This is a genomic window from Bartonella sp. WD12.1 (assembly GCF_002022415.1).
Classification (GTDB): Bacteria; Pseudomonadota; Alphaproteobacteria; order Rhizobiales; family Rhizobiaceae; genus Bartonella.
The window spans coordinates 953926-974353 of sequence record NZ_MUBG01000001.1 but is presented as its reverse complement, the minus strand read 5'-3'; the positions used below and the strand labels follow the sequence as shown (position 1 = coordinate 974353).

The window sequence follows — 20428 nt, the reverse complement described above, 5'->3', positions numbered from 1 at the left end:
AATATCTCGCTAATAATGAAATACGTAAATAATAAACAATTATTTCAGAAAGAAATGCTCAACATAAATCCAATAACAAGAGTTGTAATTGATAGTGTGTCATAGAATATAATTTCTTGGAGCATTTTTTAGGAAATGAGTTATTTAAAACGATTGTAGTTTTATAAGAAGAGAAAAATGGCACGTTATATGAATTGATGTGCCACTTTTGTGGTTTATTGAATTTTATTGTTTATGCTTTCTCTTTTATTTTGCTTATGCCCCAGTTACTTAACAGTAATAAAATGGGTGCTGCAATAAAGATAGAAGATAATGTTGCAATAATGATGCCAAAGACCATAGGCAATGCAAAATTATAAACAGCACTTCCGCCCCATAATGCCATAGGCAACATAGCTAATATTGTAGTGGCTGATGTGAAGACGCAGCGTGTAAAAACTTGATTAATCGAGAGATCTATCAATTGATACATCGGCATTTTTTTATAAAGACGCATATTTTCACGCATGCGATCATAAACAACTACTTTATCGTTAATCGAATAGCCAACAATTGTTAAAAGAGCGGCAATAGCAGTCAAATTAAAATCAAATTGAAATAAAGCAAAAAGACCAATCATTTTTGTGATGTCAAGGATAAGTGTAACAATTGCTCCAACTGCAAAGAACCATTCAAAACGCCACCAAATATAGAGTGACATAGCAATTGCTGCTAGTGTAACAGCAATAACACTAGCTGTGACAAACTCCTCTGAAATTTTAGGGCCAACAATTTCTATTTGATCAAATATAGCATCTGGGTAGATATTCTGTATGGCTGTCTTAACCTTATCCATGGCAACAGTTTGTTGTACTTCATCGCCGTTTTGTTTCTGGATACGAATTAAAACTGTATGTTCATTGTCAATATTTTGCAATTTTACTTCACCAATATTAAGGGCAGAAAGCGTTGAGCGCAAAGTAGCCAAATTTGCTGGCGCCTTTGTTGTTATACTCATTTGACTGCCGCCAATAAAGTCGATACCGAAATTTAGACCAGGTTTAAAGAACAGAAAAATTGAAGCAATTGATAAAATAATTGAAATACCAATACCTATAAAACGGGCTTTCATAAAACGGAAAGTTGTATTGTGTAAGGTAAAGTCAAAAAAAAGTTGAATACGCAACGTTTTTATTTTCCATTTACGGACAACCCAAACCATGATGATACGCACCATGGTGATGTCAGTGAACATGGAGATAATAATTCCAAGTAACATTGTGATTGCAAAACCGCGAACAGGGCCGTTACCAAACCAAAAAAGTAAAATGGTTGCAATAATAGCTGTAACATTGGCATCAACAATGGTAGCAAAAGCTTGTTTAAATCCACGATCTAAAGCGGCAAAGGCGCTGACACCTTTTCGACTTTCTTCCCGAATACGTTCATTAATCAAGATATTAGCATCGACAGCAATGCCAATACCCAAAATAATACCGGCAATACCTGGTAGTGTGAGTGTAGCACCGAGAAGACTTAATGCTGCAAGTGTCAAAATAGTATGCAGTGCTAACGCTATGTCGGTGATAATACCCCAAATACCGTATAGAAGGAACATGAAAATGGCGACAAGAACAAAACCTATAATTCCTGTATAAAGTCCCATTTTAATAGCATCTGCACCAAGATCTGGTCCTACAGTTCTTTCCTCAATAACAATTAATGGTGCGGGCAAAGAACCAGCTCGGAGTAGAGCAGCAAGGGTTGATGCTTCTTTTATATCAAAATTTCCTGTGATTTGACCCTGTCCATTAGGGATAACGCCATTAATAACAGGAGCGGTCAAAACTTTGTTATCAAGAACAATTGCAAAAGGACGGTTAATGTTTTTACGCGTTATTTCCGCAAATATTTTAGAACCAATTGAATTCATGGTGAATGAGATAATTGCACGCCCTGGCATTTGCGGGTCGAAACCTGCACGTGCATCTTTTAGTACATTTCCATCCAAAGCAATTTGATCATAAATTGCATAATGTTGGTTTTCATCAGTATATCCAGGAAGAATTGAAACACCTATAGGCGGGGTATTTACATCCACATTGGAAGGAACAAGATGGAAGGTCATTTTTGCGGTTGTTCCTAGAAGATCACGTAATTGTTTTGGATCTTGGAGACCAGGCAATTGAACCATAATACGATTAGTTCCCACTTTTTGAATAGCGGGCTCAGCTACACCTATCTGATCAATACGTCGGCGAATGATTTCTAAGCTTTGTTCGACAGTGTTTTTAATACGGTCCTTAATACCAGATTCAGTTAATGTTACACGGATGTTCTCATTTTGAGTGCTAATAGCAATATCATTGGTTGTGGTACCAAAGCTATTTTGTATTGGCATGATCAATGTTTCTAAAGCGGTGACGGCTTTTTGATTTTGTGTAGGATCGGAAATAACAATAATAATGTCATCTTCGATGATACGCATATTTGATATACGGATTTTTTGTTCACGCAGTTTTGTGCGTACATTATCTAAAACTGTGCGTAACTGATCACGCTTTAATGTTTTTACATCAACTTCCATTAGGAGAGAAGACCCTCCTTGAAGATCAAGTCCAAGTGTCACCTGGGTATTAGGCAGGAATTTAGAGTTTTTAATTTGTTCTTGTGAAAATAAATTAGGTAATGCAACGTAAATGCCGCTTAAAAGGATAAGGCAATAGAGAGTAATTAGCCAGCTAGGTGTACGCATGATATATTCCAACTAATAGACACTGTAAGAGTTATTAAAGTTAAGCGCGCAAAGTAAAATTAAACGGATAATTTTGCAGCTCAAAAAACGGAAGGAGCAATGTTAATTGAAAAGTATTATTTTTGAAAACTATAGCACCTTATACGAGCAATAATTATAGGATTTAAAATATATTCAATGCCTGTTTTGGAAAGTTGTAACAGATAAATCATAATGGGTATAAGCTGTTATACATTTTTATTTGTAATCATTGTGAAATTCAGTTGATTGTATTTATTTTCTAGATAAAGCCATAATACCGACTACATTATCAGTATGTGGTACTCTGATCAAGTGCATACGCATTTCTAAGTTATTGATCAACTATATTGCTCAAGTTGAACAAAAAAACAAATTGTACAAAAGAGAAAATTTGTTGCAATATAAAAGCAAAAAACATGCTAAAATATTTTTTGTCTTATTTGATTTTAGGTTTATTAGCCTCCTTTATCAGCATTATTGGGTGAGGGGAAGCTTTTATGGAATTATTCTATGGGAGTTGGAAATATTATCTTATGCCATATTTTAAAAGGAGTTACTCTTTTTACTTATTTTTAGGGCGGATATGTATTTATTCTTTAAAAAATTATGTGTTTTCTTCTCAATCATCACGATTAGTGTTTTATTTAGCACTTTTTCATGGGGAAATTTAGCATCTCCAACTACAGAAACTGGACAGTCAATAACTTCACAATTGGTTGAAGAAATTGTTCAGCAACAACAGCCAATTCTTGAAACTCTTAAACAAGATATCGAGTCTTTACAAAAAAACTTTGAAAATGAATCAGAAGATGAACACGTTTTAAAAGAGTGGCGGTTGCAGGCACAAGATATCAGTAAACGTGCTTTAGAAGCTGCATTTGTTTTACGCGCTCCTCTTAATAACATTAATATACTTCTTGACCAGTCAGCTCAACTACAAGATGGTCAAACAGACTTAGAAAACCAAAATAAGGAACGCTCTGGTCTGATAGAGCAAAAGGCTAAAATTAATAGTATAGTATGTCAGTTTGAAGAGATATTTTTGACTGCAAATAAGATGACGGAACATGCTATTTCTCAATCTCGAGCACTGTTTACACGCGCGCTTACGTACAAATTTGAATTTTCAATGTCAATGCTTGAAGATATTATTACAAAAACCAAAGAGGCTTCATTTGATTTTATTTCGTTGTTCAACTCTTGGTGGAAATTTGTGTATTATTTCAAACCATTACAATTATTTTCTACTTTTTTATTCCACTTGTTGTTGCTTTAGGTCTTTCTTATTTTTCGTGTGCAGGTATTGCGCACGTAAGGTGCCTCGTTATCAAAGACAATGAGGAAGTCCCTTATCTACAGCGTTTATTAGTTGCTTTTATTTCAATTCTTTTACCTTCATTTGTATGTATTCTTTGCATTTATTTGACGTTTTTCCTATTGCACTATTTCAGTTTGACTTTGGGAAAGCTTGCAGAAGTATTTCATACAATTGGGCGCCAAATTATTATGGTCTTTTTGATAAATCGTATAGCAGTTGCTCTTTTATCACCAAAAATGGCGCCTATCCGCCTTGTAAATGTTGCGCCATCACCAGCATATCAACTAATAATTTTACTTACTCTGTTAGGCGGAGTTTTAGCACTTGATGCTGTTTTTAATAGCATTTATTGGGCTGTTTCAGCATCTCTTTCTTTGACAATTGCTAAAAGCTTTATTGCTGTTTTTCTCGTAGGAGTTTTGCTGTTTATTATTTCGTTTATACCTTTGCAGTTTAGACGTAGGCGTTTTCAAAATGAAGAGATAAAACCGCTACTCTGGCCACTTTATATACGTATTCCTCTCTTTGTATTGGGATTATTTCTCATTGTGATGGATTTTTTAGGTTATATTGGTTTAGCGCGTTTTGTTGTACAACTGATTGTAATCAGTAGTGCATTTTTGATTCTGATGTATTTGGGGATGCAAAGTACACGTGCTATCGCATCCAAAGGGGAATTTATCAAAACAGGAATTGGTCACACCTTGATGAAATGGTTTCATCTCGAAGAGAAAACAATGGATCAATTGGGAACTGTTATTAGTATTCTTCTTAATATGGTCGTGTTTGTATTTTGTACGGTGCCAATTATTGGGCAGTTTGGGTTTTCGTATTCTGAGATAGGGGCAGTATTTTGGCAATTAATGACTGGTTTTCAAATTGGAAATATATCTATTTCTTTGATTTCTATTATCATGGGAATAGTTGTTTTCTTTGTTTCTTTGTTCATTATTCGCCTATTTATTGGTTGGCTAGATGGCACAGTAATGGAGCGTGGGGAATTCGATCTAGGTGTGCGTAATTCTATCAAAACGGTTATAAGCTATGGGGGTATCGCTTTATCGGTCTTGTTAGGAGTATCAACAGCAGGTTTTAATCTTAGTAGTTTAGCACTTGTTGCTGGGGGACTTTCACTTGGTATCGGTTTTGGTTTGCAGAATATTGTCCAGAATTTTGTATCTGGGCTGATTATTTTAATCGGGCGTCCATTTAAATTAGGTGATTATGTAGAATCAGGATCGGTTCGTGGTATTGTCAAACGTATTAGTGTGCGTGCAACTGAACTTGAGACATTTCAACGCCAAACAATCATTATTCCTAACTCAAATCTCATTAATAACAACGTAAATAATTGGACACGTCGTGGCAAAATGGGGCGAATTGATATACCTTTGACTGTTGCAACTAATATTGATCCAGAATACGTCGTTCAAATGTTGCTAGAGATTGCTTCTGCGACAGAGGGGGTTTTGAAAAACCCTGCACCGCAGGTGAGTTTTACTGGATTTGATAAACAAAACTTTTCATTTACCTTGGCGATTTACGTACCTAATATCACTTCTACTTCTAAGGTAAACAATGCTCTTCGCTTTATGCTTTATAAACGTTTTTTTGAGGAAGGGATTTTGGAGTGCTAAAATATTTTTATATTTTTATTACGGTGACACTGTTCAGTGTTTTTTCTATGAAAGTTTTTGCAGCGACTGTGAAAAATAATGGTTTAACAGTACAGTTACTTATTATTGCAGAAGGAAGTGCACGTTCAAATATTTCACTAGATACTGGCCAAATGATTACAGTTTGTACGAAGGGCTGTTTTATTACTTTTTCCAATAAGGATAATTATGCAATAAAAACAGACGATACTATAGAGATAGATGAAAGTAGAGTATTTTTTAAATAAAATAGTTTACGATTCTTTTATTATAGGGTGCTTGTTGGAAAAGTTTTATAGTAAAACTTTCTGATCTATTTAATTATGGAATTGGTGATATATTTATGAAAATTTTGATGCTTTTTCATAAAAAGGATTGCGCGCATATTCGAGAAGATTAGAGAGAATAAGAAGAGGCTGATACGCATTTATTACGCTCAATTCAGATATGTAAAATCAGATTGCTTAAAGAATCTATATATAGAGCCCTAATTTTTATATTAACTACAACAAGATGTTTAAGCTGTAGAACTCAAAATTGCTTTTTTAAAAATGTTTGGAGTAGTTTACATCATGGTTCATGATGGCAGCTCTAACTGTTTAGCGAAGCATTATTAGTAAATTATCAAGAAGGCATGATTTAAAAAATGCCTTACTTAAAGGACTCTTTATTTATCATTTTGCTAATTACCCATGACGCTTAACAATACTATAATTCTTTACATAAGATGATTTAAAAAGAGATTTTTTATCATTTCCGGTAAGACTGAAGTAGGAAAAGATTTTATATAATGGTGCGGACGGCGGGCGAATCAGGCTTTAACAAATAGAATCCAATCACATAAAAATGCGTAAAGACGTGTTGCTATATATAGCTTTTTATGATTCAGTAAGAAAATTAATGATTAAAGGAAGAATCTGATATCAAAAATTAAAGGTGGTCGAAAAGGTGGTCGAAAAGGAGGGGTAAATGAGGGCGATTCATAGGTTATCAGCATCGTTTGTAAAGACGTCTCCTCAGGGTAAACATTGTGATGGAGCAGGCTTGTGGTTAAATGTTCGAAAAGACAATACACGCACTTGGTTTTTTCGTTATACATACCGCAATAAACGCCGTGAAATGGGGTTTGGTCCTGTTACAAAAACTTCTTTAAAGGAAGCACGCGAACTTGCTAAACATTATAGCGATATTCTTAAAAGTGGCAACGATCCTATTGTGTTTCGAGAACAAAGCATTTTAAGGCAGCAAAGCAATGTTTTTCAAGAAATTGCTCAAGAGGCTTTTGAAAGTAAAAAAGCTGAATTAAAAAATGAAGGCAAAAATGGTCGTTGGTTTTCTCCACTAGAGTTACACGTTATTCTACATATAGGTAATCTTCCTATAGAAAAATTAACAGCGAATATTATTCGTAATGTTCTTGCTCCACTTTGGCATAAAAAAGGAGATACAGCGCAAAAAGCACTGAACCGTATCAATATTTGCTTAAAATATGCCGCCGCTCTTGGCTTGGATGTTGATTTACAAGCTTGTATGAAAGCACGCATCCTTTTAGGAAAATCACGTGCTATATCAACAAATATTCCCGCTATGCCATGGCGGGAAGTTCCAGCTTTTTATCAATCCTTAAATAATGACCTCCTTTCAAATTTAGCACTGAAATTGCTAATTTTGACTGGAGTACGGTCATATCCCTTGCGATATTTACGTCTTGAGCAAATTGATAAAAATATATGGACGATACCAAAAGAAAATATGAAGGGTATTGTAGGAAAAGTTTCAGACTTTCGCGTACCGCTAAGTAATGAAGCTTTGAGAGTCATTGAAAAAGCTCTTTCTTTTGAAAAAAATGGTTTCTTATTTTCTGGTCTTAAAGGCACCCCAATTTCTGATGCAAGCATGGCAAAACATATGAAATTTTGTGGTTTAAAGTATCGTCCTCATGGTTTCCGCTCAAGCTTACGGGATTGGATAGCAGAAACAACATCAACACCATTTGAGATTGCAGAAACGGTTCTTGCTCATTCAGTTGGTAGTTCAGTGACAAAAGCTTACATGCGAACAGATTTTTTAGAACAACGACATGCTCTCTTAGAACAGTGGGCTACATTTATATCAGGAACGACTTGACACAATTAAGAGAATACGTTTATACACGGGCCAGGTGCTTAAGAAACACTGAATCGATAGCGGATTGGTTACCGAAATAATCAGTTCTCCGCGTTTTAAAGACTTTGACTCATTGTATGCGTGTAGCGTATAGTGACCTCGTCGGGTGTAGTTATGCGATACAATACTCTTTATGGGGAAAGCATAACGACGGACTATCGACCGTGTTTCTTAACACCCGGCGCTCTTTTTTAAAGTGTCATTAAGAAACCTTTAATCGATAGGAGTTCATTATGAACAATTTAATAAAAACCCCACAAACCACGTTGACAATGTCTAGTCGTGAAATTGCAAAGTTGTGCGGTAAAAGGCATGACAATATCGTAAGAGATATCCGACAAATATGTACTGACCTCAAAATTGAGGTGAGTGATTTTGCAAGTTCATACAAAGATTCAACAGGTCGTATACTTCCTTGCTTTAACCTCCCTAAACGTGAATGCCTTATTTTAATCTCAGGTTATAGCACAGTGTTACGTGCTAAGATTATTGATCGTTGGATGGAACTCGAAGGTCAATTACAACCTAATTATGAATTATTTTCTCGTGATTTATTAAAATCGCCTTCAGGTATTGGTGAAATTTTTGGAATGATTATAAAGCGTTTGTCAGATGCAAATAATCTCGAGGGAGAACTTGAACATTACAAATCAGTTACAACAGAAGCTAAACGTGTTTTAGAAAGTCCTGTTGCAAAGGCTGCCTAATTTAGGAATATAACCATACCTTTCCCCTGTAAGATGGGGAGAGGTCCAGTTTTGTATTTGTATGCAGAGCAAGTTATTCAGGTTTTCTGAACATGCTTCCATCCACACAACTGTTTACCGTGTTCATTATGCTTTAAAATGTCTCGTGCTAAGTTTGGACTGATTGCATTGAGATCTTTTCTGTCTAAATAAATAGGCAACCATCCAAGACAAGAGGAAGCGTATTTATTTGTCGCGCACCCAGTTAGAGAGAGCAGCACGTACATCATCATCACGTTTCTTATTAATCTCATTTTCTATTTCCAACCTTGTTGTAGCTACTTTTAAAGATTCCTTAGTTTGTTTGTGCTGTTCAACTTTCTTTCCAAGACGAAATGCCTTTGCTAAAGTTATAAAGAAAGCGATGGATGCTGTTATTATAATCACCAAATATCTTTTCATCCGCTGCTCTCCTTTTTTCTTAAAATAGCTTCCTAAATAGTTCTGCCTTTCTTGTAAGCTTTTAGATAAGTTCTTTTGACACGATCTGAGACGAGAACAATAATCAATCCTACAAAAATAGCAGCCATCCACCAATGATCCGAGATTGCTTTACCAATATGAACAAGCGGTTCGACAAGAGCACTCATTTTTCCTATTGAGAGTTTAAGACTATCGAATGCCCCCATTTGTTCTGCTCCTATGAGAGTTGAACTGGCAGCAACAGCACCCCCCACCATTTGGGTTTTATCTGCATCTTTAATAATGTGTGTACCCTTTTTTCTCAAATCGGCCATGCTGACACCAGAACGGCGAAGACTAATCATTGGCGTGGCCACATCAAGCGCTGCTTGAGTTTTTGCACCAACAACACCATCAACCTCTAAATTATGATCAGTTTGAAAAGAAAAGATTGCACTGCGTGTATCTGGTCCATAATCACTATCAATGGCAACAGGATAACCAAGATCATTGAGACGTTTTTGCAGAGCTTCAATACGGTAGCCTTTACATCCTAGTCGTAAACCACTGGCACGAACAGGATTACTAACCTCTGCTGATTTCTTTGTGATGGCACAATAAGCATTACGCATGCGTCGGCCATATTCTTTAACCATACCACTGCCATTGTAAGCACGTGCAATGGCATCAAAATCTTTGTCTCGTAAACTTGAAGCAAGACCACGGACTTTGAAAAAAGAAAACATCGCTCTTATTTGTTCGTCTTCACATGAACACATGCTGGTGACAAAATCTTGAACACTGTCCCAACCAAGAAGACCATAGTTTTTTCCAAGAACTTGACCAGCACCATAAGAAGCAGATTTTAAAGCAGCGTCTTCATCAATGGTCATAGCTGCAATAAGTAATTGTAAAGCTTGAGTGTTTGTTTTTTGCTCTTTATATCCTCCATCTTTGGGGCTAATCCACTTCTCTCTCGCAAGATCTTCTTTGACAGCTTGTTTACGCTTATGAGGGGGTAAATTCTTATAAAACTGATGTTTTTCAAAAAGGACTTTTACACGCTGTTCATCATCAAAACCTTTACCATCTGACTCCACAGAAATAATCGCAGCAACGACAGCTTCTTCACAACCAATCTCTTGTGCTAAGGATTTCACCAGACCTTGTGTACGTGCTTTGCATTCACCATTGAGTAATTTTTCTACAATCTCTGTCATGTATCTTCCCCTTCCATATGAATAACACCTTCACCTTCATCGTAAGCATGAGGCGGGGCGTTATCATCTATTGTGTCGTCTTTATCGGGTGTGGTGTTTATGACGTTTTGCGCTGTATTCTCTTGTGCTTCATTAAACAGTTCACACTCTATGCTTGTTGTATAACCGCCCGCTGTATCCAACCGATGTTTGACACTTTTAATGCGCCATTGTTCTGGAATGTAAGGACGGAAAGGAGGGACTTGGATAAGCTTCATTTCAGTTTGAATGAATGGATCTCCACCCATATCACACGAAAATGTGGCTTTACCCCGTGATGATTTATTACGATAAGCGGCAATAGCAGCAACGGCTTCTGATTGATTGTGGTAGGTATATTTTAATTCATGAAAAGGCGCCTGACCGGTTTTGACCTCTTTCTTTTCACCACTGCGTAAATCATGATAGGTTGCTATCACACCTCCTTTCTTTTCTTCCTCTTGGTTTTCAACTTTGTCTTGCTTTTTAAGTGTTTTTTCTGACCGAGCTAATGAACGCAAAGGGGATTCATCCATATGAATGGATGTTTCTTCATCATACTCTTCAATTGTCTCTGGGTTTTGTGCTGCTGATGCTGCTTTTTGATCATCTCCTTCACCTGGAGTTAAGCCCTGGGCTTCACCTGCTTCATCACGTGCACTATATTTAAAATCCCAAGAGCTACACATCCTTTCATGAATAGCGACCACAGGCAGCATCTCTCCAGTGGTAGCCTTGCCTTCACCACGTTTAGCCAGAACAAGTCTGCTATCCATAGGTTTTGGCACAGCGTCATATTCTGCAGCAAGACGTGCTGCAAAAGCCATGTCGCTTTCACCCGTTTGATCAATGTGACGCACGACAATCTTTGCAAGAGAAGGATCAATCTCGGGAATATAGCCATTGCGCGTTGCTATTTCTTAAATGATCTTGCCTAGTGTTGTCTGATGATAAGATTGGCTTTTGGGGGTTCGATAAGATGTGCTCATAGAAGCTGCACGTCCCGTCACACTTAAACTTTGTGGTGGACTGCTGACAGATATTTCATCAATCAGATAGGATCCCATGTCACGTGCTTTACCCTCTTCATAGCCAAGCGTTATGGAAAGAACTGTTCCAATTAAAGGGATCTCTAAAAAACCATTATCACTGATACGCGCACGATCATCGAGCTCTATGGTGATCCGATCACTTTTGTCTTCTGCTTCATCGGTTATTTCAATGGATAGAACATAATCCATTAAAGCTTTTGTGACATCCTCACCATTAGACATCACTCTGCAGAAAGGTTTCATTGTTTGCTGCCCCAGAGCTTAATGACGGGTGTTGCTTGAGGGTAGGGAAGGGAAGGCAAAATAATTTTAACCCCTGCTTTTAAAATGGGTCCGAGATTTGCAAGTCCATCATTAGCTGTGTAAACACGCTCAACAGCCAATGCTTGCTGACCCTTTGGATAGTGTCTCCAGCAAATGGCATCAACCATATCGCCATCTTTGGTAACGTAAATATCACTCACCAAATGCCTCCATCTCCACCATATTCTCTCAGTTGCAATGTGAATTCTTGCTTGCGTGGATCACCGTTTAGACGAAAAAAGCTCTGTTTTTCATCTACGGAAAGAATAACAAATTTGCCGAAAATTTTGCCTTTTCCACTGACCAGCAAATGTGGCCCCATATGAGCCATACTCCGTAGTCTGTTTAACTGACCATAACTTCTCTTAAAACCCGGATAAATCACGCCTGATAGAGAATATTCTGCATTGGCAATGGCCGGCAACTGAAACGCTGCTTTACTGCCTAGACGTCCTTGTTCTACCCATGGAACATCATAAGTCATCTCAAGTTCTTGATAGGCAGCTGTTTGAACAGAAAAAATAAAATCCCCCAATGCTAATATCATGACGCTTAATCCGAAAAACTTGAGTTAATCGCTAAACGTTGCTGTCTAGCCTGATCTGCAAGAGCTTTTTTGATAGCAGCACTGATCTCTTGTGGAGAGCCGTTGCCCCCATTGATGATTAAATCGCCAGTTTTAATAGATGCATCAAAATTAGTGGGCTTATTATTATGTTCCTTATATGGCATAATCGGTTCAGGCGCTTGAAATACCACTACGGAAGGTTGTTTGCTTCCATCGTTAACATATTCTCCATTTCTGTAATCACGTTGCTCAGGAGGGATGTTTGGAACAACAGTTGAATGAATAATCTTTTGTGCGTATGTTGTTGTCTCTTGTGTGAGATTCTTTAAACTCTCGGTCGTGCTTTTGCTTACTGTAACGTTGAAGCCTAACTTGTCTTTGACAAAATCAGGCATCCAACTCATTAATTTTTGCACCGCACTAGAAAGCCATTGTGTCATAGCATTCCATTTACTTTTAATGCCATCCCACAGTCCCGTAATTAGATTGGAACCGACTTCAAATAAATTGAGATTAGAAAACCAATCAAAAAATTGATTAATTGTCTCCCCAAGAGAGTCCCATAACCGCCCACAAGAGGCCATGACTTCATCCCAATTTTCGTAAAGCCAAACAGCTGTTGCAACAAGCTTCTTAATACCATTAATTACATAACCGATAAGCGTATACTTCATGATGAAGTCACCCAGCTTAACAAAGGCATCGCAAATCTTATTGAGTGCTGAAATAAACCAGGCTTTGACCGTTTCCCAATGCTTATAAAGCTTATATATTCCCACAATGAGCCCTACAATCCAACCACCGGGCAGAAGCATGATAATAGCCCCAAATTTATAAAAAGCATCTGCAATTCCATCTAATAGCGCACTAAACCATTTCTTGATTTTATCCCAATAAACATAAAGCGCGACTCCTGCTGCAATAAGCCCCGCAATACCACCAATGATCCATCCAATAGGTGTGGTCATAATGGCTGTACCAAATGTAAAAAAGGCCACACTAAGTGCAGCAATTGCCGCTATAAGTGGCCCTACAATGAAAGAAACAAGGGCTGCAAGACCTATTTTAAAGAGGCTTATTTCGCCAGTGAGTGGTTCTAACCATTTAAACCAGCCTTTAATACTTTCTGTAACATTTGTGATATTTTGCCTTAATTCAGAAGTAGGATCACATAAATCCTGTATAGCTTTTCTTAAAACCCTCGCCCAATTTGCGACAGTTGTTTGAATGAGATCACGGTTTTCATCAATCAGCTTTGAAAAGGCATCAATCATATCATTGATTACCGGCATGAACCGTGCCCCAATAAAAGTGGCAACACCACCCAGTTTTTTCTTAAAAGCCCCGAGCTTATCACTTAAATCTGCAGCATAGTGAGCAACATCAGCCCCCATAAGCCATCCGCTCTTTTTTGCCTTTTCAAACAACTCCTTGATAGGTTCCATACCTTGTGAGAGCATGGCAGCCATTTCTTTACCGTCACCACCAAAAAGCAAGGCAGCAATATGTTGCCTTTGCGCTTGATTGTCTATCTTACTCATTTTGTCGGTTATTTCTTCCAACAAGTCTGAGTTTGATTTAAGCTTTCCAGACGCATCTTTTACAGACATGCCAAGCGCCTGAAACCCCATAATCCCTCTTTTTTGTCCTGCTAAAGCTTGTGCTGAACGCCTGTTTAAAACAGCCAGGGATTGTTGGAATTTTTCAGCAGAATAACCTGAATTATCTGCTGCATCACCCCATAACTGAAGATCCTTAACGCTCATACCTAAATGGCGCGATGCGTGGTGAAGACTATCCCCCATATGCATGGTTTTCATAGTCACTGCAGTCAAGCTTGCAACAAGACCACCACCAGCAAGGCCCAATGCTCCTGATAACATAGAAACACGGTTGGTTACTGTACCAAGAGCATTGCCGACCCCTTTTAAGCTTGCTGTCATTTTGCGTGTTGCAGCCATAAGGCGAGGGACTCTTAATTTATTTGATAAGTGCGTCAAACGCTTTTGAATACGTTTAATGGGTGCGGTTATCTTGTCTTCAAGGGTCAATCGCACCTTAGCATCTGCAACTGTTTTACTCATTTTTCTTATACCTTTCTGCAGCTTCATTGCGCCAAATCCAGAGCTCTTGAGCTTCCATTTCCATCATATCTGGAAGAGACCAATGAAAAACGATAGCAAGATCTGCCATGAGTTTAACGGCGGTTTCCCAGGTTAGGTACCCCGCCGCTCTGTAAAATCCTCCAAAATTTTTCCAATAGCTTTTAGGTCACGAGCGTCAAGTTCATCAACAGCATCATAAGACCACCCAGAAAGACGCGCGATCATAGCAGCTACCTGATCTATGCCTTCTTTCTCTTGCATAGTGGCTTTTATGTCTTTTGTTCTGATGTGACGTAAGGTGATTTCGGTATAATCTTTGTCTTCAAGTGTAAAAGGAGCAATCAATTTATAAGTAGAGTTTTGTTTTGTAGTCATTTTACATTCCTAAAATTTCTCTATATTCTTTTAATTGATCAACGCCATTGAATTTTCTCACCATGTTGTAAGCATCAATCTCAACGATTTCCTTGTCATTTTGGACATATTTGAAATAATTCAGTGTATAATTGATCGTTGTGGCAACCTTAGCGCCAGGCTGCCATTGGCCATATTCATAGCCTTTGCAAAATCCACGCATGGAGATTACAATTCCTTCTGCTCCTGAACCCTGTGCTTTAATTGCACCACGCAGAGAAATATCAATATTTTCTTTGCCCAAAAGACCTAGAAGTTGGTCAGAACAATCTGCAATAGTCATAGAAAGCGTGAGCTCTTCCATTCCCATTTCGATTCCAACAGGAACATCCATGCCACCTGCACGAAAACTTTCAACAACGAGATTTAAACTTGGTAAAGTAATACTGTCACATTTTTCTCTATAGGGAATCCCATCAATATAAATGTTAAAATGCTTCAAAGTTCTTGGTAATTTAGGTGCAATCATTAAAGGATCTCCTCTATATAGTCATTGACAATACGCGAACGGAACGTAATACGTTCTGCTGGCGTGGTTGGTTGGAATTCGACATTGAAATAGACTTTTCCGCTTTCAATGGCGCTTGGTGTATTAAGCTCTAGATCGGGATAACAACGCCCTCCAATGATGGCGCCTTGTGCTTTCAAGTCACGTAAATAAGCATTGACGCTTTCACTCACATCGCTCAGATAAGTTTTTGTGATGTTTCGATCGACTGCCCACATATGCCCACGTAAAATGGCATCATTGATCATATCTGCAGTTCTCACTACGGATATAAAAGCGAACTTTGGATCTGATGAAAGCGTACGATTACCCCATAAGCGATAACCGTTTTCGCGAATGATTGTTGTTATATTCTTTTCATTAAGCAGATTAGCACGACTAGAACTGTCACCAATAGCAAAATCAATGGGTCGCGCTGTGCCACTAATGCCATTGATTACTTTGTTTGAAGGGGAGTGCCAAAAACCGTGAGTGAAATCTGTTTTAGCAATAATACCAGCAACTACTGAACTTGCTGGTTCTTGTGAAATCTTTCCATTATGCAAAATGCTTACAAATGGATCAGCTATGATAGCACGCTTGGAACCGAAATCTCTGCTGGCTTCAATTGCTTTTTCATCCGTTGTGTTTGGTCCATCAATCACCACAATAGCACGTAAACGCTCAGCAATACCAATCAGTTCTGCTGCTACAGGATTAGACATTTTTTTGATGAAGGCTTCGGCTGTGGCGCCTTTTCCATCACCTTCAATGGTTACACGAGGTGCTTTTTCATAACCACTGCCACTCTCTTTAACCCAAGCGCCGTATACTCTTCCTTCATTAGTACTGGCTGTTGCTTTGGCATTGCCTTCTATTGTAACAGTAGCTTCAGTGTAACCACTGCCTTGGTTTGTGACTTTTATCCGATCTACGCCAGTAGGGCGTTTATGAGTAAAACCAGGAGCAATTAGAATACGTGGCGTTTGCCCAACGATGGATTGTGCTCCTATTAAAGCATGGACACCTTCGTAAGCGCCATTGGCATTGACACCACCTAAAACATTCATCAATGTTCCGTTTTCATCTTTGCTTTCTTCTACGCGCACCACAACAACAATGGCACCTGCTTGTTTGAAAATCAGATCAACAGCATTGGGCAGTGTCCCTTCACTTCTGTTGTATTTATCGAGTTTAGCTGCCTTAGAAAGAGATCCTGATATTAAAACCGGTGTATTAAGAGGAAAGACCTCTTCATCTGCATTGGGTGCTGTACCTACAATGCCTATAATTGCCGACTGAATTGGCGCAATAGGGCGTGTGCCATCGTCGTTCTCGATGACTTCAACCCCATGTAAAAATCCTGATGCCATTCTTGGTGCTCCTTTAAATGATTGGCTGATAAAAAATAAAGGCCAAATAAATCTATTTGGCCTTAGGGAAATTACTAAAAGATCTTGATTTAGTCCCAAAACGGTACTATTCTAAATAAAAAGTCAGGATATCCTTATGAAGATTATTAAAGTTTCCACACTTCAAACTTTTTGGGTGCAACATCCTGATGCTGAGCAACCTTTAAAAGCGTGGGTAGATGAAGCAAAAAATGCGCAGTGGCGTTTTCCTCATGATATTAAAGAGAAATATAAAAGCGCGAGCATACTAAAAAATAATCGTGTTGTTTTTAATATTAAAGGCAATGACTATCGCTTAATTGTATCAATCTTTTATCCAGCAGGTTGGCTTTATATAAAGTTCATAGGAACACATAAACAATACGATACTATTGATGCCAATACTGTAGAATTAAAGGAGTTTTAGCAATGAATATTAAACCCATTCGCACTGAAGAAGATTATCAAAAAACATTAGAAATTGTATCTGCAATGTTTGACAATCAACCTGAAATGAATACTCCAGAATTTGATAAAATGGAGATCCTTGTTTTGTTAATTGAGGCTTATGAAGCGGAACATTTTCCTGTTTCTCCTCCTCATCCAATTGAAGCCATTAAATTTAGAATGGAGCAGATGGGTTTAAGTGCTAAAGATTTAGTTCCTGCAATTGGCCGTTTAAATCGTGTTTATGAAATATTAAATGGCAAAAGGAAATTAACACTGCGTATGATTAAAAATTTGCACCAACAATTTAATATTCCTCTTGAAAGTCTTATAGCCTAGGTGAAATTATTCTTTCATACGATTTACTTCACAGACTCTACAGATGTCTCTAAAACGCTTCCTTCCTCATCAAGGGGAGGAGAGAACTGTCCATCTTTATAAATCCAACCGATTTGTGCTTCATTTGAAGCAATAGCTTCCCCTTCAAACGGATAAACATAATCCTCTGGTGCAACAATAATATTAGTTACCATACCATTTTCAACAACTGCATATTGCATAAAAACTCCTTTGTAAAAATCTTTAGGACGTTAATTCTTCCATAGTCTTATAAGGACAGCACCATTAGCTCCCTTACCGCCAGCATCTTGAGCTCCACGAGCACCACTACCACCACCACCATAACCTGCACCTCCAACTCCTGAGATAAGGTTACCTAAACCACCTCCCTGTGCTCCAGTAACCCCTTTTATCGCATTGCCTGCATTGCCACCAAAGCCACTTCTTTGTTTATATTCTCCATGCCCTCCGGCATAACCATTACAAGCTCTGACAAGACCGGGATGTTCATCAGTTACCAAACCAAAGTTATCTCCTCTACTCCCGTAGCCACTGTTTCCTACCTTCTGTTCAACACCGGGCCCACCACCGCCACCACCTGCGACGGCAATAAAATTATTGCCTATAATTGTGTGTCCTCCAGAATTACCACCATAGCCTGATCCACCACCATCATGTCCCCCACTACCAATGATGATATCGTGATGTCCATTTAAACTTGACTTATAGCCATACCACACTACGCAGCCACTACCACCGCCACCGCCACCCGGATAATCATTGTTCTTTGCACTACCGCCGCCGCCGCCCCATGCTTGGATCTCAACTTTGGTTTCATCAGTTGCCCAATCTGGCCATTTAATTTTCTCACTTTGTGTAATAAGTAATTCCGCATCAGCAAGCTTAGAGCAACTTGTATTTTCATCAGTCAAAGATTGTTTCAGTTTTTCGATTTCTTTTGACATAGCTTCATCCAATTGCGATTTAGTATAAATGGGTTCATCATCAATCTTGAGAGGTCCTTTAAGCAAGCTTCCAGTTGTGCTTAAATTTGTCACCACTTTATCTTTCTGCTTTACAGTTAAAAAAGAGGTTTCAGCTAATTCAACACCTTCTTCAATGTTGATCTTACCTTTAAAAACATTGGTATTTTCCCATTCGTTTTTACCCGATAAACATCCATAATCTTTCAGATCTACATTGACAGTTGCTATATATTTCTCAAGATCTGTAATATCTTCAGCTTCATGTTGGTGCGGGTGGAAGAGTGATGTCGGATCACCAAAGACAAAGCAATCCTCACTTGATTTATATAAAACATGATTTTCAGGTGCATCGTTGGCACCTTCGACATCAGTCAAATCAACCAAAGCAAATGTTTTATCTGTTGCCATCTTGCCACTTAATGCTTCTTCAAGCTCACTGACTTCACTCATCTCATGAGTGTGCTGTAAAGGCACCTTACCATCTGTTTTTTCGTCAAGATCAGAAACCGCCTGATCAATTATTATCAAATCTTCACGTGTAATAGGAAATTCAACACTAATAAAACGACCTTCTAAGGGTAATTCCATTGCCAACTTATTTGTTTTCGCCATCATATTATTCCTGTCGCATTAAAGTACTGAAAGCTTTATAATTTAGATCACTGATCTTTTTCATATGGTTTCTTCCATATTCTTATAAGAACAGCACCATTAGCTCCATTGCCACTGGGATTATTTTGATAATGCGATCCAGCACCGCCACCACCAAATCCACGACCTGGTTTACCTGAAATAAAGTGCCCCCTGCCAGTCCCTCCACAGCCGCCTCTTGATGTATCCCCTCCAGCATCACCACCAAAGCCACTTTTAAATCTAGCATTGCCTTTCGTTCCCGAGCTACCATTGCCACTTTTGGCAAGATCTGGACGACCGTCCATTAATTCAGTAACGGTTTTTCCTTCTCCTCCAACACCACCTTGTCCTGAACTAGTGTCAGAAGCTCCCCACCCCCCACCGCCGCCTGTGGCTACGATAAGATTCTTTCCAACAGTTGTTTTTCCACCAGGATTGCCTGACGTATTTTTATCTTTTACAGAAGCTCCACCTTTACCAATGATGAAGTCTTCATGCTCATTCAAACTTGATTTATGGCCATACCATACTGAGCATCCTCCTCCACCGCCACCGCCGCCCAAATGTATCTGACCAGCTCCCCCACCAGAACCGCCGCCGCCCCACGCTTGGATTTCAACCACGGCTTCATCGGTTATCCAATCTGGCCACTTAATCTTCCCACTTTGTGTGTAAAGTAACTCGGCATCAGCACGCTTAGGCCAATGAACGAGCTTATTGATGACAACAGAGCAACTCGAGTTCTCATCAGTCAAAGACTGTTTTAGTTTTTCTATTTCTTCCGATATAGCTTTATCCGCTTGCGGTTTGGTGTAAACGGGTTTGCCATCAACCTTAAGAGGCCCTTTAAGCAAACTTCCAGTTGCATTTAACTGTGTCACCACTTTATCACTTTGTTTCAAAGTTAAAGAAGAGGTTTCAGTTAATTCAATGTCCTTTTCAACACTGACTTTACCTTTGAAAACATTGGTATCTTCCCACGCATTTTCACCAGACAAACACCCATAATCTTTCAAATCTACATTGACGCTTTCTACATACTCTTCAAGACCTGTGATATCTTCAATGGTATGCTGGTGTTCGCCTAAGAGCGAGAGAGCAGTGCCAAAGGCAAAGCGATCCTCACCTGATTTATACAAAACATGATTTTCAGCTGCATCGTTGGCACCTTGGATATCAGTTAAATCAACCAAGGCAAAGGTCTTATCTACCTCCATCTTTCCACTGAGTGCATCTTCAAGTCCACTGACTTCACTCATCTCATGAGTATGCTGTGAAGGAGCCTTCTCATCCACTTTTTCATCCAGATCAGAAACGGCTTGGTCAATGATAATCAGGTTTTTACGTAAAAGAGGAAATTCAGCGCTGATAAAACGACCTTCTTGAGGTAATTCCATTCCTAACTTCTCTGTTTTCGCCATGA

18 protein-coding genes and 2 pseudogenes are annotated in these 20428 nt (G+C 38.6%); 6 read left to right on the top strand and 14 right to left on the bottom strand.

What is annotated here, in order from left to right; translation table 11 throughout:
- Positions 1-232: 232 nt before the first annotated feature.
- On the bottom strand, positions 233-2734 hold the full coding sequence (gene secD, locus BWD121_RS04375) for a protein translocase subunit SecD (RefSeq protein WP_078663528.1): 2502 nt from the start codon (positions 2732-2734) through the stop codon (positions 233-235).
- 604 nt (positions 2735-3338) lie between these two features.
- Between secD and BWD121_RS04370 the strand changes: the two are divergent.
- The 4 genes and pseudogenes from BWD121_RS04370 (at position 3339) to BWD121_RS04350 (ending at position 8601) form a co-directional block, all read left to right on the top strand.
- Positions 3339-5710 (top strand): annotated as a pseudogene (locus BWD121_RS04370) (mechanosensitive ion channel domain-containing protein).
- Positions 5704-5976, top strand: a complete 273-nt coding sequence (locus BWD121_RS04365) for a hypothetical protein (protein ID WP_078663527.1) — start codon at positions 5704-5706, stop codon at positions 5974-5976. Before BWD121_RS04370 ends, BWD121_RS04365 begins: the two are co-directional and overlap by 7 nt.
- 721 nt (positions 5977-6697) lie before the next feature.
- Positions 6698-7855, top strand: coding sequence for an integrase arm-type DNA-binding domain-containing protein (locus BWD121_RS04360; protein ID WP_078663526.1), 1158 nt, complete (start codon positions 6698-6700; stop codon positions 7853-7855).
- A gap of 272 nt (positions 7856-8127) precedes the next feature.
- On the top strand, positions 8128-8601 hold the full coding sequence (locus BWD121_RS04350; protein ID WP_078663525.1) for a Rha family transcriptional regulator: 474 nt from the start codon (positions 8128-8130) through the stop codon (positions 8599-8601).
- Between the two features lie 225 nt (positions 8602-8826).
- On the opposite strand, the gene BWD121_RS04340 is transcribed toward BWD121_RS04350, so the two are convergent.
- The 10 genes and pseudogenes from BWD121_RS04340 to BWD121_RS04295 form a co-directional block, all read right to left on the bottom strand.
- Positions 8827-9042 carry a hypothetical protein gene (locus tag BWD121_RS04340; protein ID WP_078663523.1) on the bottom strand — a complete coding sequence of 72 codons (216 nt, stop codon included), beginning with the start codon at positions 9040-9042 and terminating at the stop codon, positions 8827-8829.
- Positions 9043-9074: 32 nt separating this feature from the next.
- The gene (locus BWD121_RS04335) at positions 9075-10262 is read right to left on the bottom strand and encodes an N-acetylmuramidase domain-containing protein (RefSeq protein ID WP_078663522.1); all 1188 of its coding nucleotides are present in this window, start codon (positions 10260-10262) and stop codon (positions 9075-9077) included.
- A pseudogene (locus BWD121_RS04330) lies at positions 10259-11575 on the bottom strand (contractile injection system protein, VgrG/Pvc8 family). Before BWD121_RS04330 ends, BWD121_RS04335 begins: the two are co-directional and overlap by 4 nt.
- Positions 11572-11796, bottom strand: a complete 225-nt coding sequence (locus BWD121_RS04325; RefSeq protein ID WP_078663521.1) for a tail protein X — start codon at positions 11794-11796, stop codon at positions 11572-11574. Before BWD121_RS04325 ends, BWD121_RS04330 begins: the two are co-directional and overlap by 4 nt.
- On the bottom strand, positions 11793-12182 hold the full coding sequence (locus BWD121_RS04320) for a phage tail protein (protein WP_078663520.1): 390 nt from the start codon (positions 12180-12182) through the stop codon (positions 11793-11795). Before BWD121_RS04320 ends, BWD121_RS04325 begins: the two co-directional genes overlap by 4 nt.
- A gap of 5 nt (positions 12183-12187) precedes the next feature.
- A complete protein-coding gene (locus tag BWD121_RS04315) occupies positions 12188-14287 on the bottom strand; it encodes a phage tail tape measure protein (RefSeq protein WP_078663519.1) in 2100 nt (699 codons plus the stop codon).
- Positions 14280-14396 (bottom strand): GpE family phage tail protein, encoded by a 117-nt coding sequence (locus tag BWD121_RS04310; RefSeq protein ID WP_078663518.1) that lies wholly within the window; start codon positions 14394-14396, stop codon positions 14280-14282. The genes BWD121_RS04315 and BWD121_RS04310 overlap by 8 nt, the downstream gene beginning before the upstream one ends.
- A gap of 23 nt (positions 14397-14419) precedes the next feature.
- On the bottom strand, positions 14420-14683 hold the full coding sequence (locus tag BWD121_RS04305) for a phage tail assembly protein (protein WP_078663517.1): 264 nt from the start codon (positions 14681-14683) through the stop codon (positions 14420-14422).
- A gap of 1 nt (position 14684) precedes the next feature.
- Positions 14685-15191 (bottom strand): phage major tail tube protein, encoded by a 507-nt coding sequence (locus tag BWD121_RS04300; protein WP_078663516.1) that lies wholly within the window; start codon positions 15189-15191, stop codon positions 14685-14687.
- The gene (locus tag BWD121_RS04295; protein ID WP_078663515.1) at positions 15191-16582 is read right to left on the bottom strand and encodes a phage tail sheath C-terminal domain-containing protein; all 1392 of its coding nucleotides are present in this window, start codon (positions 16580-16582) and stop codon (positions 15191-15193) included. Before BWD121_RS04295 ends, BWD121_RS04300 begins: the two co-directional genes overlap by 1 nt.
- A gap of 136 nt (positions 16583-16718) precedes the next feature.
- Here BWD121_RS04295 and BWD121_RS04290 point away from each other — a divergent pair, with 136 nt between their 5' ends.
- A complete protein-coding gene (locus BWD121_RS04290) occupies positions 16719-17027 on the top strand; it encodes a type II toxin-antitoxin system HigB family toxin (protein WP_197684863.1) in 309 nt (102 codons plus the stop codon).
- Between the two features lie 2 nt (positions 17028-17029).
- On the top strand, positions 17030-17386 hold the full coding sequence (locus BWD121_RS04285) for a transcriptional regulator (RefSeq protein ID WP_078663514.1): 357 nt from the start codon (positions 17030-17032) through the stop codon (positions 17384-17386).
- 23 nt (positions 17387-17409) lie between these two features.
- On the opposite strand, the gene BWD121_RS04280 is transcribed toward BWD121_RS04285, so the two are convergent.
- From BWD121_RS04280 to BWD121_RS04270, 3 genes are read right to left on the bottom strand one after another with little or no spacing between them, the layout of a single operon-like run.
- Positions 17410-17607, bottom strand: coding sequence for a hypothetical protein (locus BWD121_RS04280; protein ID WP_078663513.1), 198 nt, complete (start codon positions 17605-17607; stop codon positions 17410-17412).
- A gap of 30 nt (positions 17608-17637) precedes the next feature.
- The gene (locus BWD121_RS04275; RefSeq protein WP_240536686.1) at positions 17638-18987 is read right to left on the bottom strand and encodes a Bgr_08870 family protein; all 1350 of its coding nucleotides are present in this window, start codon (positions 18985-18987) and stop codon (positions 17638-17640) included.
- Between the two features lie 44 nt (positions 18988-19031).
- Positions 19032-20426 (bottom strand): Bgr_08870 family protein, encoded by a 1395-nt coding sequence (locus BWD121_RS04270; RefSeq protein ID WP_078663511.1) that lies wholly within the window; start codon positions 20424-20426, stop codon positions 19032-19034.
- Positions 20427-20428 lie beyond the last annotated feature (2 nt).